This is a genomic window from Streptomyces sp. NPDC051322 (genome assembly GCF_040689485.1).
GTDB lineage: Bacteria > Actinomycetota > Actinomycetes > Streptomycetales > Streptomycetaceae > Streptomyces.
This window is the reverse complement of record NZ_JBFBAK010000002.1, coordinates 631,269-647,131: the sequence shown is the minus strand read 5'-3', so window position 1 is coordinate 647,131 and position 15,863 is coordinate 631,269. Positions and strand designations below refer to the sequence as shown.

General features: G+C 71.1%; 15 protein-coding genes. 9 read left to right on the top strand and 6 right to left on the bottom strand.

Annotated features, from left to right (window positions below; all coding sequences use genetic code 11):
• Positions 1-56 precede the first annotated feature (56 nt).
• The 3 genes from AB0436_RS07050 to AB0436_RS07040 form a co-directional block, all read right to left on the bottom strand.
• Complete coding sequence (locus AB0436_RS07050; protein ID WP_366466675.1) at positions 57-1,247, bottom strand: hypothetical protein; 1,191 nt, start codon at positions 1,245-1,247, stop codon at positions 57-59.
• Between the two features lie 70 nt (positions 1,248-1,317).
• Complete coding sequence (locus tag AB0436_RS07045; RefSeq protein ID WP_366466674.1) at positions 1,318-2,058, bottom strand: Clp protease N-terminal domain-containing protein; 741 nt, start codon at positions 2,056-2,058, stop codon at positions 1,318-1,320.
• A gap of 88 nt (positions 2,059-2,146) precedes the next feature.
• Positions 2,147-2,560, bottom strand: a complete 414-nt coding sequence (locus AB0436_RS07040; RefSeq protein ID WP_366466673.1) for a roadblock/LC7 domain-containing protein — start codon at positions 2,558-2,560, stop codon at positions 2,147-2,149.
• A 210-nt stretch (positions 2,561-2,770) separates the two neighbouring features.
• Between AB0436_RS07040 and AB0436_RS07035 the strand changes: the two genes are divergently transcribed.
• From AB0436_RS07035 to AB0436_RS07020, 4 genes are all read left to right on the top strand, one after another.
• A complete protein-coding gene (locus AB0436_RS07035; RefSeq protein ID WP_366466672.1) occupies positions 2,771-4,357 on the top strand; it encodes a molybdopterin-dependent oxidoreductase in 1,587 nt (528 codons plus the stop codon).
• A 33-nt stretch (positions 4,358-4,390) separates the two neighbouring features.
• Positions 4,391-4,990, top strand: coding sequence for a methyltransferase domain-containing protein (locus AB0436_RS07030; protein ID WP_366466671.1), 600 nt, complete (start codon positions 4,391-4,393; stop codon positions 4,988-4,990).
• 144 nt (positions 4,991-5,134) lie between these two features.
• Positions 5,135-5,371, top strand: a complete 237-nt coding sequence (locus tag AB0436_RS07025; RefSeq protein WP_366466897.1) for a hypothetical protein — start codon at positions 5,135-5,137, stop codon at positions 5,369-5,371.
• A gap of 91 nt (positions 5,372-5,462) precedes the next feature.
• Positions 5,463-6,251 carry a hypothetical protein gene (locus tag AB0436_RS07020; protein ID WP_366466896.1) on the top strand — a complete coding sequence of 263 codons (789 nt, stop codon included), beginning with the start codon at positions 5,463-5,465 and terminating at the stop codon, positions 6,249-6,251.
• A 46-nt stretch (positions 6,252-6,297) separates the two neighbouring features.
• On the opposite strand, the gene AB0436_RS07015 is transcribed toward AB0436_RS07020, so the two are convergent.
• The 3 genes from AB0436_RS07015 to AB0436_RS07005 form a co-directional block, all read right to left on the bottom strand.
• Complete coding sequence (locus tag AB0436_RS07015; RefSeq protein ID WP_366466670.1) at positions 6,298-6,843, bottom strand: MOSC domain-containing protein; 546 nt, start codon at positions 6,841-6,843, stop codon at positions 6,298-6,300.
• Between the two features lie 77 nt (positions 6,844-6,920).
• On the bottom strand, positions 6,921-7,103 hold the full coding sequence (locus tag AB0436_RS07010; RefSeq protein WP_366466669.1) for a hypothetical protein: 183 nt from the start codon (positions 7,101-7,103) through the stop codon (positions 6,921-6,923).
• 71 nt (positions 7,104-7,174) lie between these two features.
• Positions 7,175-8,245, bottom strand: coding sequence for an acyl-CoA desaturase (locus tag AB0436_RS07005; RefSeq protein WP_366466668.1), 1,071 nt, complete (start codon positions 8,243-8,245; stop codon positions 7,175-7,177).
• Positions 8,246-8,492: 247 nt separating this feature from the next.
• On the opposite strand from AB0436_RS07005, the gene AB0436_RS07000 reads away from it, so the two are divergent.
• From AB0436_RS07000 to AB0436_RS06980, 5 genes are all read left to right on the top strand, one after another.
• Positions 8,493-11,363 (top strand): DEAD/DEAH box helicase, encoded by a 2,871-nt coding sequence (locus AB0436_RS07000; RefSeq protein ID WP_366466667.1) that lies wholly within the window; start codon positions 8,493-8,495, stop codon positions 11,361-11,363.
• On the top strand, positions 11,360-12,700 hold the full coding sequence (locus AB0436_RS06995) for an SWF or SNF family helicase (protein WP_366466666.1): 1,341 nt from the start codon (positions 11,360-11,362) through the stop codon (positions 12,698-12,700). The genes AB0436_RS07000 and AB0436_RS06995 overlap by 4 nt, the downstream gene beginning before the upstream one ends.
• 162 nt (positions 12,701-12,862) lie before the next feature.
• Positions 12,863-14,326: a xylulokinase gene (xylB, locus tag AB0436_RS06990; RefSeq protein WP_366466665.1), complete on the top strand. Its 1,464-nt coding sequence runs from the start codon at positions 12,863-12,865 to the stop codon at positions 14,324-14,326.
• 132 nt (positions 14,327-14,458) lie between these two features.
• Positions 14,459-14,728, top strand: a complete 270-nt coding sequence (locus AB0436_RS06985) for a hypothetical protein (RefSeq protein WP_366466664.1) — start codon at positions 14,459-14,461, stop codon at positions 14,726-14,728.
• Between the two features lie 225 nt (positions 14,729-14,953).
• On the top strand, positions 14,954-15,859 hold the full coding sequence (locus AB0436_RS06980) for an arabinan endo-1,5-alpha-L-arabinosidase (RefSeq protein ID WP_366466895.1): 906 nt from the start codon (positions 14,954-14,956) through the stop codon (positions 15,857-15,859).
• Positions 15,860-15,863: the final 4 nt, after the last annotated feature.

Here is a 15,863-nt window from a genome sequence, read left to right as displayed (position 1 = left end):
GGCGCGATGGAGCAGCATGATCAGGCCACAGGCAAAATCTTGACCAACCAGCCGAGTCAGTGGACTTGGAGCCGCTCGAGCCGTTGTTGCAGCAGTTGCAGCGCGCCGCGCTGGCGGCCCGGCACGCGGCGTCGCAGTTCGAGCAGGTCCGGGGCGAGCGTGCGCGCCTGTGCGACGTCGGCGATCTGCTGCCACTCGTGGTGGGCCCGGTCCACGGCCGCCTCGACCTCGGGGTCGTCCGCGCTCGGCCGGCCCTGCAGGCGTGCACCCGCCGCCATCATCCACAACTCGCAGCTACGGCCGGGGTCCTGGGCCAGGTGCGCCAGATCAGCCCGCACCTCCAGCCAGTGCAGCGCCTGCGCCGAACCCGGCCCGTGGGCGCGCAGAGCCTCGCTCTCCCAGGCGGCGGCCGCCGCAGCGGCTTCCGTGTGCCGTCCCGCATGGGCGGCCGAGAGTATCGCCGGATGCGGATCCGGGACGGGGGCAGGTGCTTCGGCGGGCACGGAGCGGCGGTCGGACTGCCCGGGAATGGGTGCCCGTTCGCGCTGCGCCGCCGGTTCGCGCTGCGGTGCCCGTTCATGCTGCTCTGCACGAGCCCCCGTGGGGCCCGCGGTGAAGAGCCGGGCGCCTTCGGGTCCGCTCCGCACTGCGGCCATCTCGTGCAACTGGTCCATCTGCGGCCTCGCGCCGCTGCGCCAGATCTCGGCCATGGCCTTCAGATAGGCGGGGGTGGCAGTCGCCCGGCGCGCGGGCGGCGGGATCAGGCGCCCGAACATCCGGACACCGGGACCGAGTCCGAGCCCCTCACCCGAAAGGTGCTGCCAGGTCTCGGCATCCGCGACCAGGTCGACGACCACCGTCGTGGTGCCCGGCCCGCGTACGCCGAGTTCGCCGGCCAGCCAGTGCCACGGCAGGCCGTCGTAGCGCACGGTGGCCGGAGTCGTGCGGGCGAGCGCGAGGTGCACCAACCGCTGTCTGCGGTCGAGTTGCAGTTGACCCGCGAGATACAGACACAGCGGACCCGGTGTGGCCGCGACCGCGCGGAGCCGGGTCAGGACGGTCTGCGGCTCCAGCGGGTCGGCGAGTTCGACCACGGTCGCCGTCGCGGTGCCCGTGAGCGCGCTCGGGGGCACCGCCGCGAGCGGCGCCAGGACGGAGGTCGCGTCCGTCAGCCGACCCCTGCCCGCCGGGGCCACCGCCAGCAGCAGCGCGGTCCCCGGTGTCTTGTCGTCCCCCTCGATCACCACAACAGAACCGTATCCGGTGCGGGGCGCGATCAGTGACGCAGCCGGCGTCTGAGGCTACCGGCGCTCCGTGTCACCCCTCCTTCCGGCCGGCCACCACGGCGTCGAGGGCGTCGGTGACGGCGGTTTCGACGGCTCCCTTGTCGATGCCGAGTCCGGCCAGGACGCCTGCCCCGTCCTCGAGTTCCAGCAGGGCGAGCAGGATGTGCTCGGTCCCGATGTAGTTGTGTCCGAGCCGCAGGGCCTCCCGCAAGGTCAGTTCCAGAGCCTTCCGCGCGGACGCGTTGTAGGGGATCAGCTCGGGCACCTCCTTCGCGGCCGCGGGGAGCGCTTGCACCACCGCCCCACGGACCGTGTCGAGTTGCACGCCTTGGGCGAGGATCGCGTACGCGGCGAGCCCCTCGGGCTCGGTCAGCAGCCCCAGCGTCAGATGCTCGGGGCCGATCTCCGCGTTTCCGGCTGCCTGGGCCTCGTTGTGCGCCGCCGTCACGACGTTGCGCGCCCGCACGGTGAAGCGGCTGAACCCCTGGGCCGGGTCGAGGTCGGAACCCTCGGCGGGGGTCTTGGGTACGAAACGCTTCTGGGCGGCCTGCCTGGTGACCCCCATGCTCTTGCCGATGTCTGTCCAGGAGGCGCCGGAGCGCCTCGCCTGGTCCACGAAGTGGCCGATCAGATGGTCCGCCACTTCGCCGAGGTGGTCCGCGGCGAGGACGGCGTCGGTCAGCTGCTCCAGCTCATCGGTGTGGACCTTCTTGATGGCTTCGATCAGATCGTCGAGACGGATCTGGGGCGTCAGCGGTACTGGATTCACCATGTGTCAACCTTAAGTTGACACCCCTGAGCTGTCAACCGAAGGTTGTCACTCGGAAGCGGCGCCTCGCACCTCCCAGCCCGCGGGACCGCTACCACGGCGCGGCCGTGGAGCCCTCCGGCCGTCTCGCGGAAACCGCCAGGTGCTCACCGACCCGGTTGACGAGCAGCGTCATCTCGTACGCCACCTGGCCGATGTCCGCCTCCGCGGCGCCCAGTACGCACAGGCAGCTTCCCTCCCCTGCCGCGGTGACGAAGAGGACTCCCTCGTCGAACTCGACCATCGTCTGCCGGACCGCCCCCGCCCCGAAATGCAGTCCCGACCCCTTGGCAAGGCTGTGCAGGCCCGAGGAAACAGCCGCGAGATGCTCCGCGTCCTCGCGGACCAGCTCCTGGCTCGCACCGGTCACCAGGCCGTCGTTGGACAGTACGAGCGCATGCCGGACATGCTCGACCCGGCTCGTCAGATCATCCAGCAGCCAGTCGAGTCCCTTACCCAGCGCCATGTCTCCGGTCCTCCCCGATCACTCGTTCCCCTGATCCCGCGATGTGCGCCAGCCTCCACCAATGCCGCCCCGCGGGCAAGGAGATGCGCTTCTCGCAGGGGACAGATCGCCGGCCGACCGACCTGCCGCCAGCGGGCCGAACGGGTCGTCCTTCGGCGCATTCGCCGCCCGGGACCAATCCTTCGACTCTTCTGTGCCGAAGACCAGTGCGTGACGACGACATCGAGGAACTGGACCCGGCCACCGCTGGGCGCGCTCGCCGGACTGCTCGCAGGGTATGCGGCGCTCGCCGTAGCGGAATTGGTCTCGGCCGCGGTGCGCCCCGAAGCCGGACCGGTGATCGCGGTGGGCGGCGCGGCGATCGACCGCACTCCCCCGGCGTTCAAGGACTATGCGATCCGGCACTTCGGGACCCACGACAAACTCGTGCTGCAGCTGGGCATTCTGGCCGTACTGACGGTGCTGGCGATCGTGCTGGGTCTGCTGTCGCTGCGCCACCGGAAGGCCGGCGCGCTCGGAGTGCTGCTGTTCGGCGTGGTCGGCGGTGTGGCCGCGACCGGTCGTCCCGACTCCACCGGCATCTCCGATGCGCTGCCTTCGGTGGTCGGGGCGCTGGTGGGAGCCGCGCTGCTGTACTGGCTGGCCGGACGCCTGACGGCCGCACCGCCATCGGCCGCGGCCGGCGCCGATGCGCGGGAGGGCGGCTGGGACCGCCGCGGTTTCATCGTCGCGGCGACTGCCGCGGCTGCGGCGTCCACCGGTGCAGGAGCGCTGGGCAGAACGCTGAACAACTCGCGGGGGCACGACGCTGTCGCATCACGGGCCGCGGTGCGCCTGCCGAAGCCCGCATCGTCCGCTGCCCCTGTTCCGAAGGGCGCGCAGCTCCGGGTTCCCGGTATCAGCCCCTTCATCACGCCCAACGGTGACTTCTACCGTGTCGACACCGCTCTGGTCGTGCCCCAGGTCGATGCTGGCACCTGGCGCCTTCGTATCCACGGCAAGGGCGTCACCCGCCCGATCACCGTGGATTTCCACGACTTGCTGCACCGCGATCTCATCGAGCGGGACATCACCCTGACCTGCGTGTCGAACGAAGTCGGTGGCCCCTACGTCGGAAACGCTCGCTGGATCGGTGTACGCCTCGCGGACCTGCTCGAGGAAGCCGGTGTGCGGCCGCCGTCGAAGGGCGGGGCCGCCGACCAGCTGGTGGCCCGCTCGGTGGACGGCATGACGATCGGCACCCCGGTCGAGGACATCATGGACGGCCGCGACGCGATGCTCGCGCTCGGCATGAACGGCTCGCCACTGCCCTTCGTCCATGGCTTCCCGGTCCGGATGCTGGTGCCGGGGCTGTACGGATATGTCTCCGCCTGCAAATGGATCCAGGACATCGAGCTCACCACGTTCGACAGCTACGACCCGTACTGGGTGAAGCATGACTGGTCCAAGAAGGCGCCGATCAAGACGGAGTCGCGCATCGACACGCCCAAACCCTTCGCCCGTCCCAGGACCGGTGTCACGGTCATGATCGCCGGGGTCGCCTGGGCACAGCACCGCGGTATCGACAAGGTCGAGGTCCAGGTCGACGACGGCCCGTGGCAGCGAGCGCAGCTCGCCGCCGAGGACACCACCGACACCTGGCGGCAGTGGTCCCTGCCCTGGAAGCCCACACCGGGCCCTCACACACTCACCGTCCGTGCCACCGACCGTACCGGCCGGCTCCAGACCGAGAAGCGCACCAACACCATCCCGAACGGGGCGAGCGGCCGGCACTCGGTGGTCGTCACGGCGGGCTGACGCGGCCCGGTCTGTTGCTGGGATCATCCTCGGATGACCGACGACAGCAGAGATGTCCAGGCATTCTTCGGCGCGCGGGCAGCGGGCTGGGATGCGCGCTTCCCCGACGACGGACCGGCGTTCGCCGCTGCCGTCGCCGAGCTGGGGCTGCGCCCCGGTGATGCCGTTCTCGACGCCGGCTGCGGTACGGGGCGGGCGCTGCGTCCGCTGCGTGCCGCGGTGGGGACGGCGGGTTGGGTCATCGGGGCCGATCTGACCCCCGCGATGCTGCAGGCGGCGGTGCGCGCCGGGCGGCAGCACGACGCGCACCTGCTGCTGGCCGACGTCGCGCGGCTGCCGGTGTTCGGGCAGTCGCTGGACGCGGTGTTCGCGTCGGGGCTCATCGCCCATCTGTCCGATCCCGGTGCGAATCTCCGGGAACTGGCCAGGGTGGTCAAGCCCGCCGGTGTGCTGGCGCTGTTCCACCCGATCGGGAGAGCCGCGCTCGCCGCCCGGCAGGGCCGCGCGCTCACCGATGACGATCAGCGCGCGGAGTCCCGACTGCGGCGACTGCTGTCTGCCACGGGCTGGCGGCTGAGCCGCTACGCCGATGAACCCGACCGGTTCCTTGCGCTGGCCGTCCGTCGGAGCTGAGTTGGGCGCCGCGCTGTTAGGCGGGGCCCACTCGGGAAGAACCAGGGAGTGAGGGCCGGTTCGACTCGTTGCCCGGGGAAGGTGGTCCAGTTGTTGACCAGACTCAGAAGACTCTTCGCCGTCGATCCGGACGGCTCCGCTCCGCTGGGCGAGCAGCCGGGGCGGCAGCACAACATATTCGAGGCGGCGGCGGCCTATGTGTCGGCGTCCGCCGAGGACGATCAGGACCGGATGGACCAGGCCGTGCAATGGGTGTCACCGGAAGCTCTTTCGTTCGGCGTCAGCGAACTGGCCTGCCGGGCCGTCATCGCGCTTGCCCGTGAACGCGGCGACAGCCCGCAGGCGGTGGCCCGTGAGCTCCTCGGGCTGCCGGTGGTTTGACCTCTCCGTGGTGGTTTCCGGGCCCCGCACTCGACGCCGGGGTTACCCACTGGTTATGGTGCGCCGACGACTGATCAACCAGGAGGCGGCCGTGACCGGGACGGACGATGCCGACGACGACGCACTCTTTGTGCTGACTGCGGTATTGCTGACCCCAGCTCAGTTTCCGAGCGTGCTCGGCGACGACTACCCGTCGGCGTGCGAGGCGCTCGGCCTCGCGCCGTACCCGGACGGGTACGGCGTCGTGCTCGGGCAGGACGGGACCGGCGCGCGGTGGACGGTGGTCATCGACGATGTGTCGCTGGTCGCGGTCGCCATCGCGTCGTGGGACTGCGGTATGGAGTACGACCTCTCACCGGACGACCGCTCCATCGTCGTCTCGCTGCCGGGCTGGCCGCTCGCGGTGGCCGTCGCCGCGCCGGGGCTGCCCGCGCCGCACGATCCCCGCGCCGAGGGCGGCCGGCCACCGCTCGCGCCCCCCGACACCGACGCCTGGGGCCCGGCCCAGCGGCGGCTCGGCGCCGATGAGATCGCCTCGCAGTGGGCTGCCTGGCGCGAACAGCTCGGCGATGCGGACAGCTTCAGCACACCGGCGGACGCCGAAGGAAAGCCGGCAGGACCGGCCCGGCATGTCATCGACGAACTGCTCGGCTATGTGGACTCCCCGCCACCGCCCGGACGCATACGGTCCTCCTTCGCACCCGACGGGGCCCGCACCCTGCGCGCCGAGGGGCCCGGGTGGTCCTTGGTCGCCAGGACGGACGACATCGCCTTTGTGCTGCTCGACGACCGGCCGGGCGAAGTGGTGCCCGTCGGGCGTGGGCCGGAGCTGCCCGGACTGCTGAAGGCACTGGACACGCTGGCCGTACGACCCGCCTGAGCGGGACCGGGCCGGAGGAGCGGGACCGGGCCGAGCGGCCGGCCGGTCAGACCACTTCGAGGGACCGGCGCGGCCCGTCGGGCAGTTCGGCCAGGATCGGGTCGCCCGGTCGCACCACACCGCCTGCCACCACCACACTCATGATCCCGGCCTTGCGGACGATGTTGCCGGCGTCGTCGCGCCCGACCATCTGCTTGAGCAGTCCCTGCTGGAAGTTGTCGATCTGCAGGCACGGGTTGCGGAGACCGGTGACCTTCACCACGGCGCTGTCGCCGAGGCGGAGCAGCGTCCCGGTGGGCAGTCCGAGCAGGTCGATCCCCCGGGTCGTGACGTTCTCACCGAGTTGACCCGGTGCGAGGTCGAAGCCCTCGCCGAGGGTCTCCTCGAAGAGCTCTTCGTGTATCAGGTGCACCTGACGCAGATTGGGCTGTGTCGGGTCCTTCGCCACCCGCGAACGGTGCTTCACGGTGACGCCCGCATGGACGTCGCCCTCCACACCGAGCCCCACCAGCAGGGTGATGCTCTCGCGGTTCGGCTTGGTGAAGGTGTATTCGCCGTTGCTGCTGACCGTCGTGACCCTGCTGTCCGCCATGGGACGCCCCCTCGTCGTACCGGTGACCGTCCCCCGACGATAACCCGGCGCAATCCGAGGGGGCCGAGGAGCAGCGGTCAGCGGCCGATCTCCTTGCGGGTGATCCTGCGCAGCCTCCGGCGCTGGCCGGAGTCCAGCAGCAGATACGCCACGACGGGCACCCCGACCAGTACCAGCAGGGCCGGGAAGAAGCCGATCAGGGGAATCAGGATGACACCGGCGACCACGCCTCCGACGGCGATCATTGCGGGCTTGGACATCTTCGACGCCTCCTCAGCGGCTACTGCCGCTCTCTGACTACAGGAACGCACGGCTGCGCTCCGCGGTTCCGCTAGCCGGATACCGTACGCGCGGCGCGCAGCGGCTCACCGACCTGATGCATGTGCGTGAGCGCCTGCCGGTAGGAGTCGATCAGCGAGGTCTGCGCATAGGGCATGCCCAGTGCATCGCAGTGCTCTCGCACCAGCGCCTGGGCACGGCGCAGGTGGGGACGCGGCATGCTGGGGAAGAGGTGGTGCTCTATCTGGTAGTTCAGGCCGCCGAGCAGCCAGTCGGTGAGCACGCCGCCGCGTACGTTCCGCGAGGTCAGCACCTGTCGCTGAAGGTGCCCCCAGCGCTCGCCGTCGGGGTCGGGCATCTCCATGCCCTTGTGGTTGGGCGCGAAGGTCATCCCGAGGTGCAGGCCGAAGAGAGCGTGGTGCACCAGGGCGAAGACGACCGCCTTGCCCGGGGACATCACCATGAGGAGCAGCGTCGCGTACGCGGCCAGGTGCGCGAACAGCAGGATTCCCTCGACCGCCCGTTCGCCGGCGGGCTGACGGGACGCGTCGTCCTTCGCGAGCACCGTGCGGAATCCGTAGACCTTCAGCGCGATGCCTTCGAGCAGCAGCAGCGGGAAGAACAGCCGCGCCTGGTTGCGGGTGAGCCACCGGGCGAGACCTTCGCGTTCCGCCGCCTGGTTCTGCGTCCAGACCATGACGCCGACCCCGACATCGGGGTCCTTGTCGACGTGGTTCGGATTGGCGTGATGCCGGTTGTGCTTGTCGTTCCACCAGCCGTAGCTCATCCCGAGCAGCAGGTTGCTGTGGAACAGCCCGACCGCCCTGCTCACCCTGCGGTCGCCGGATATCTGCGCGTGTCCGGCGTCATGGCCGAAGAACGCGGTACGCGACCACAGCACCGCCAGCGGGATCGCGAGCGCCAGGGTCCACCAGGAGTCACCGGTGAGGACCATGCCGGTCACCGTCGCGGCGAGCGCCAGCAGATTGGTGGTCATGCTGAGGCCGTACCAGCCGGTGCGCCGCGCGAGCAGCCCGTGCGCCTTCACCGTCCTCAGGAGTGGGGCGAAGTCACTGCCCGTCTTCTGCTCGGGTTCGACGAGCAGCGCGGCGGTGTACGGCATGTCGGTCTCCGGTCTGTTGGCCCATGCGCTGACCTCATGAAACGTAGGACTTCGTGACCCTGTGGAACCATGGCGCCATCACCCGTTCAGGGAGGGGGAAAGCCCCCTGCCGCAGGGGTGGTGCTGCCTCCACCATGAGCCGGCACTGCCGGGTCTCATAGTGGTGTCGTTCGCCGGGGCGCCACCGGTGAGGTACCCTCGGCGATCCCGGCCCGCAGTAGTCAAATTTGAGGAATGCGCTATCGCTGTGCACGGACATCCCACGGCAACGCTCTCCGAGATCGCCCGACTCTCCCACTGCTCCGCGGTGTTTCTGGCTGCGGACCCGGCCCGTGCCGGCCGGGTCGCCTTCTGGCACCCCAATGACAGCGAACCCCCGAACCACGGCTCCCTCGAGGAGCTGACCGTCGTCGGCGGTGACGCCCGGCCCTACTCCGTACGGGCGATGGCGCTGACCGTACAGCAGGCCCTGCCCGTCCTCACCCGCGCCCGCGCCTCCGCTCAGTCGTCTGCTGCCGCTGCGTTCTGGGGCGCGGCCGCCGTACTCGCGCTTCAACTCGCCGCCCGCGGGCGGTTGCTGCCCGGTGTGAGCGCCGCAGGGCACGACATCTGGCAGCTCGGCCCGCTCTCGGCCGCCGACCTGGCACGGGTGCGCGAACTGGCCGCCGCGATGCCGCCGGAGGCGCACGCCGCACCGCTGGACGCGACACAGGATCCGGTCCGGCTGCCCCAACCCGAGCGGCTGGTACGTGACTTCCTCGACGCGGTCGCCGACGGACTGCCCCGTACCCCTGCGGCGTCCTTCGCAGCAGGCGGCGCCGCCTTCGCCGTGGACGCACCCCAGCCGGTGCCCGAACTGCGGTCCTGGGCCGCCGACATCGCCGCGGCGCAGGACGAAGGCGTACGGATCTCACTTCGGGTGGAACTGCTCCACCGCACGGCGGCGCTCAGCGGCACCGGGTCCGAAGCGGGGCCCGGCTTCCGGGCGGTCCTGCAGCTGCACAGCGTCAGCGACCCGTCCCTGGTCGCCGATGCCGCAGCGGTATGGTCCGGCGAAGCGGCCGGGTTCGGGCGGCGTGCCCGGATGGATGCGCTGCTCGCCCTGCGCCGGGCCGCGCGCGCCTGGGTCCCGCTGGCCCCCCTGCTGTCGGCCGCCGTGCCGGACGCCGTCGAGCTGGCCGACGAGGACATCACCGAACTGCTCGGCGAGGCCGCCCCGGCCCTCGCTGCCTGCGGGGTGCACGTGCACTGGCCGAGAGAACAGGCCGGGACACTGACGTCGCGAGCCGTCATCGGTCCGGCCGTAACGGAATCCGACCGAAACGGGCCGGCCGACAGGCTGTCCTCCGCTGCGCCGTCCGTCCTCTCCGCCGACGCGCTGCTGTCGTTCAACTGGTCGTTCGCACTGGGTGATCGCCGGCTGAGCCGGAGCGAACTCGACCGACTCGCCGAAGCCGGCAGGCCGGTGGTGCGCCTGCGCGATCAATGGGTACTGATCGACCCCGCCGAGGCCAGACGCGCCCGCGACGCCCAGGACCGCAAGGTCACCCCGCTCGACGCGCTCAGCGCCGCACTGACCGGCAGCACCGAGGTCGACGGTCGCCGGGTCGATGTCACCGCCACCGGCTGGCTCGCGCAGTTGCGCGACCGGCTGGCCGACCCGGAAGGCGCCGGCGGGCAGGTGGTCGGACAGCCGGCCGCACTCGCCGCGTCGCTGCGCGACTACCAGTTGCGCGGCCTGAACTGGCTGCACCGGATGACCTCGCTGGGGCTCGGCGGCTGCCTGGCCGACGACATGGGCCTCGGCAAGACCATCACGCTGATCGCGCTGCATCTGCACCGGCAGACCGACGAGGCCTCGGCGGGCCCCACGCTGATCGTCTGTCCGGCCTCGCTGATGGGCAACTGGCAGCGGGAGATCGAGAAGTTCGCGCCGGGCACGGCGGTACGCCGTTTCCACGGGACGTCCCGGAATCTGGCGGACCTGGCCGACGGGGAGTTCGTTCTCACCACCTACGGCACGATGCGGCTGGACACCGAAGGGCTGCGCGGGACGCGCTGGGGTCTGGCCGTCGCCGACGAGGCGCAGCACGTGAAGAATCCGTACTCGGCGACGGCCAGGCAGCTGCGGACGATCGACGCGCAGGCGCGTGTCGCGCTGACGGGTACCCCGGTGGAGAACAACCTCTCCGAACTGTGGGCGATCCTCGACTGGACCACCCCGGGACTGCTGGGCCGGCTGGGCCACTTCCGCCGGCACTACGCCCGCACCATCGAGGGCGGTGCGGACCCGGCCGCTGGCGAGCGGCTGTCGCGGCTCGTCGCGCCGTTCCTGCTGCGCCGACGCAAATCAGACCCCGGGATCGCGCCGGAGCTCCCGCCCAAGACGGAGACCGACCTGGTGGTCTCCCTCAGCGGGGAGCAGACCGGCCTGTACGAGGCGGTGGTACGGGAGACCCTGGCGAAGATCTCGGGAACCGACGGCTTCGCCCGGCGCGGTCTGGTGGCGAAGCTGCTCACCACGCTGAAGCAGATCTGCAATCACCCCGCGCAGTACCTCAAGGAGGAGTCACCGCGCATCGAGGGACGCTCGGGCAAGCTCGAGCTGCTGGACGAGTTGCTGGACACCATCCTCGCCGAGGGCGCGAGCGTTCTGGTGTTCACCCAGTACGTGCAGATGGCGCGGCTCATCGAGAAGCACCTGGCGGCTCGCGCGGTGCCCACCCTCTTCCTGCACGGCGGCACGCCGATCGCCCGGCGCCAGGAGATGGTGGACCGGTTCCAGGCGGGCGAGGTCCCCGTCTTCCTGTTGTCGTTGAAGGCGGCGGGCACCGGGCTCAACCTGACCGGCGCGGCCCACGTCGTGCACTACGACCGCTGGTGGAACCCGGCGGTCGAGGCGCAGGCCACCGACCGGGCCTACCGCATCGGGCAGACCAGGACCGTACAGGTGCACCGGCTGATCACCGAGGGAACCGTCGAGGACCGGATCGCCGAGATGCTCGACCGCAAACAGGAACTCGCGAACGCGGTCCTGGGCTCCGGTGAGGCGGCGCTGACCGAACTGACCGACGAAGAGCTGGCGGATCTGGTGAAACTGCGAGGGAGTGGGCGATGAACGCCGCGGACGGACACGAACGCACCTTCGCGCCGCCGGGCACCGTGGGCGGCCGGGCCTTCGCGCAGAGCTGGTGGGGCCGGGCCTGGCTGAAGGCGCTGGAGGACACCGCCCTGGACGGTGCGCAGCTCAGGAAGGGGCGGACGTACGCCCGGAAGGGAGCGGTCGGCGCGGTCTCGGTACGACCGGGACGGATCACTGCCGTGGTGCAGGACCCCGACTCCTCCCATTGCCGCAGCGATGTGCTGTTGCAACAGCTGAGCGACGAGGAGTGGGACCGTTTCCTCGACATGGCCGTGGACAGGTCGGGCCACATCGCGGCACTGCTGGACCGCGAGATGCCGCCCCATCTGGTGGAGGACGCGGCCGCGGCCGGTGTTGACCTGCTCCCCGGCCCAGGGGATCTGGAGCCGGAGTGCTCCTGTGACTCCTGGGACCACTGCCCGCACACGGCGGCTCTCTGCTACCAGGTGGCCGGTCTGCTGGACCAGGACCCCTTTGTGCTGCTGCTGATGCGGGGACGCGGCGAGCGGGAGCTTCTCGACGAACTCCAGGCGCGCAGCATGTCCCGGGCGGCGCGGCCCGGACCCGAAGCGGACGGCACACCGGCGGACGGCACACCCGTAGGCGGCACAGCAGCGAACGGCACAGCAGCGAACGGCAGCCGACAGGAGACCTCGCAGGAGGGCATACGCGCCGATGAAGCATTCGCCGCGGTGGGTCTGCTGCCGCCCCTGCCGCCGCTGCCCCCGCCGCCCGACGGGCCCGGCCGGCCACCGTCGCTCGACACCGAGTCGGGGCCGCCGCCCGGCATCGACCCCGCCGCGCTGGAGTTCCTCGCCGCGGATGCCACCGCCCGGGCCTGCGCCCTGCTCGCCGATGCGCTGGCAGCGGATCACGAACACCGGCCGGTGGGAGCGGACCTGACACCTCGGCAGGACGCGGTACGGCTGGCCGCCACTGCCCCCGAGGGACGGATCACGGCCCGGCTCGCCGAGGGGTCGGGCCGCGACCCGGCCGCACTGGCGCTCGCGGTGCGGGCCTGGCAGTGCGGCGGTGCGGCGGCGCTGGCCGTACTGGAGGAGCGGTGGACCCCGGGGGCGGAGGCGCTCGCCCGAGCCCGCACCCAGCTCGAGCAGGCCTGGGAGGACGGCGCCCGCCCCGCTCTGGGGGCGGATCGCGATCGCTGGACCGTGGCGGGCACGGATGCGCAGTTGCGGTACGGACGGGACGGTCGCTGGTGGCCGTACCGCAAGGACCGCGGCCGCTGGACACCCGCCGGACCCGGGGATCACGACCCGGCTGCCGCCCTGGCCGTGGTGCTCGACGAAGGGTGAGCGCCGCCCCGCCCGGCGGTATGGGTCTGTCCGCACTCGGTCCGCCCCCGGTATTTCGTCATGGGACTTAACAAATTACTATCCAGGAGCCGGCCGTGGCGTCGCAGACGTCGCGCGCCCCCGGCCACACCTGAGCACGGCCCCCTCAGAGCGGAGAGATCGATGGCAGCACCCGAAGGCCCCCTCGTCATCGGTGTGGACTCCTCCACCCAGTCCACCAAAGCGCTGGTCGTCGATACCGCCACCGGGGATGTCGTGGCCCGGGGACAGGCCCCGCACACGGTCTCCGGCGACGGCGGGGCCCGGGAGAGCGACCCCGAACAGTGGTGGCAGGCGCTCACGGCAGCACTGCACCAGTGCGGGCCCGCGGCCGGTCGGGCGACGGCCATAGCGATCGGCGGGCAGCAGCACGGCCTGGTGCCGCTCGACGCGGCCGGCCGGCCGGTGCGCAAGGCGATGCTCTGGAACGACGTGCGCTCCGCCCCGCAGAGCGAGCGGCTGATCGAGCAATTGGCAGGTTCCGACGGTGCAGGTCCCGGCGCCTGGGCCGAGCGCACCGGGAGCCTGCCGGGGCCCGCTTTCACCGTCACCAAGTGGGCCTGGCTGCTGGAGAACGAGCCCGAGGCCGCGCGGGCCACGGCTGCCGTCCGCCTGCCGCACGACTATCTCACCGAACGGCTGACGGGACGCGGCACGACCGACCGCGGTGACGCTTCGGGCACCGGCTGGTGGTCGTCGGCGACGGAGAAGTACGACGAGGACATCCTCGCGCTGGCCGGCCTCTCCCCCGCCCTGCTCCCCGAGGTGGTGGCCCCCGGGGAGACCGCGGGAATCACCCGAGAGCTGCCCGGCCTGCCGCTTCGGGCCGGTATCCCGGTGGCGCCGGGCACCGGCGACAACGCGGCCGCCGCGCTCGGGCTGGGGCTGCGCCCGGGGCAGCCGGTGCTCAGTCTGGGCACGTCCGGCACCGTCTATGCGGTGTCGCAGCGGCGGCCCGTCGACCCCTCGGGGACCGTGTCGGGTTTCGCCGACGCGCGCGGCGGCTGGCTGCCGCTCGCCTGCACCCTCAACTGCACGCTCGCAGTCGACCGCATCGCCGCGCTGCTCCAACTGGACCGGGAAGCCGTCGAGGAGGGCGGCAGCCCGGTGCTGCTGCCGTTCCTGGGAGGGGAGCGCACGCCCCACCTGCCGCACGCCTCCGGTCTGCTGTACGGGCTGCGCCACGACACATCGGCGGGCCAGCTCCTGCAGGCCGCCTATGACGGCGCCGTGTACGCCCTGCTCGCCGCGCTGGACCGGGTGCTCGACGAGGACGCGGACCCGACAGCGCCGTTGCTGCTGATCGGCGGTGGGGCGCAGGGCACGGCCTGGCGGGAGACCGTGCGCCGCTTGTCGGGGCGGCCGGTGCAGGTGCCTGCGGCGAAGGAACTGGTCGCGCTGGGCGCGGCGGCGCAGGCCGCGGGGCTGGTACTCGGTGAGGACCCGGCCGATGTCGCGCGGCGGTGGGACACCGCTCGCGGACCTCAGTACGCACCCCGTGCGCTGGACGAGGCGGCGCTGCACCGGATCGGCCACACCCTCGCCGATGCCGGCGCGCTGCTGCAGCAGGAGAACCGGCGTCCGTGAAGCGCCGCTTGCCGCACTGCCAGCTCGCTCGTACCGGGCCAGGGCGCGACGGCCCTGCCCGGTACGCCTGTTGAGCTCAATCTGTCCTGCGCCGGCTACTTCCTGCGCCGCAGACGCGCGGCGTTCAACCCGGTGCTGCATCTGCTCTTCCCGCTGCTGGGCATCTTGGCCTTCGTCCCGGCCCTGCTGACGGCCGCCGGGATCCCGGTCTTCGACTTCGTCTCCAAGCTCTCCGCCCCCGTGTCGTACGCCGGGCCGATCGTCGGCGGGTGGATGCTGCTCGGGGTGGTGGCCCTCGCCGTGCTCACGCGCAGGCACCCGGAACGTTTGGCGGAGACCGGGCGGGTCCATCTGGACGAGGGCCCGAACACCGTCAAGGAGCCCGGGACAGTGCACCGTTGACTGTGGCGGTGACTGCGTTCGTTACCGGGCGAGTAGTTGTCTGAACCGTTGACCCGCAACGGGTTCGATTCTACAGTCACGTCCGAAGTTGCGACCGACGTTCGATATATCGACCGCTCCACACCTGCTCACGTTCCGCAGCATGAAGGAGTCCGCGTGCCCCCCACCGCCGCCCGCGTCAGGACCGTCCTCCTGGCCGTCCCCGCAGCCGCCCTGCTCGCCCTCATGCCGTCGGCTGCCTCCGCGTACCCGAATCCCGGCCGGGTCACGGGTGACACCGTGGTCCACGACCCCACCATGGTCCGCACCTCGTCCGGCCGGTACCTCCTGTACGCGACCGGCGGCGGCCTCGGCTACCGCACCTCCACCGACCGGATCACCTTCACGGCGGGCAGTGACGCCTTCGCCCGCAAGCCGTCCTGGTGGTCGTCGTACGCCAGCGAAGCCTGGGCGCCGGACATCTCGTTCCACGGTGGCAGGTACCTGATGTACTACGCCGTCTCGACCTTCGGCTCCAACAAGTCCGCGATAGGACTGGCCACTTCAGCAACCGGCCTGCCCGGATCATGGAGCGATCACGGGGTCGTCTACACCTCCACCGCGTCCAGCGACTACAACGCCATCGACCCGAACCTCTTCGTCGACGACGACGGTACGTGGTGGCTGTCCTTCGGAAGCTGGTGGACCGGCATCAAGATGATCAGGATCGATCCGTCGACCGGCGAACAGCTGTCCTCCCGCACCACCCGCTACTCACTGGCGTCCCGCCCGACCGGCACCAAGGCCGTCGAAGCCCCGTACATCGTCAAACGCGGGAGCTACTACTACCTGTTCGCGTCGTACGACGTGTGCTGCGCCGGCACCAGCTCCACCTACAAGGTGAAAGTGGGACGCGCCACCAGCATCACCGGGCCGTACTCCGACAAGAACGGCGTCGCGATGATGAACAACGGCGGCACGCCCGTCCTCGAGTCGCACGGCAGCGTCATCGGCCCCGGCGGCCAGTCCATCATGAAGGACACGGACGGCGATCTGATCGTCTACCACTATTACGACGGCAACGACAACGGCACGCCGAAGCTCGGGATCAACCTGTTGAACTGGGCGTCCGGTTGGCCCGTCGCGTACTGATCCG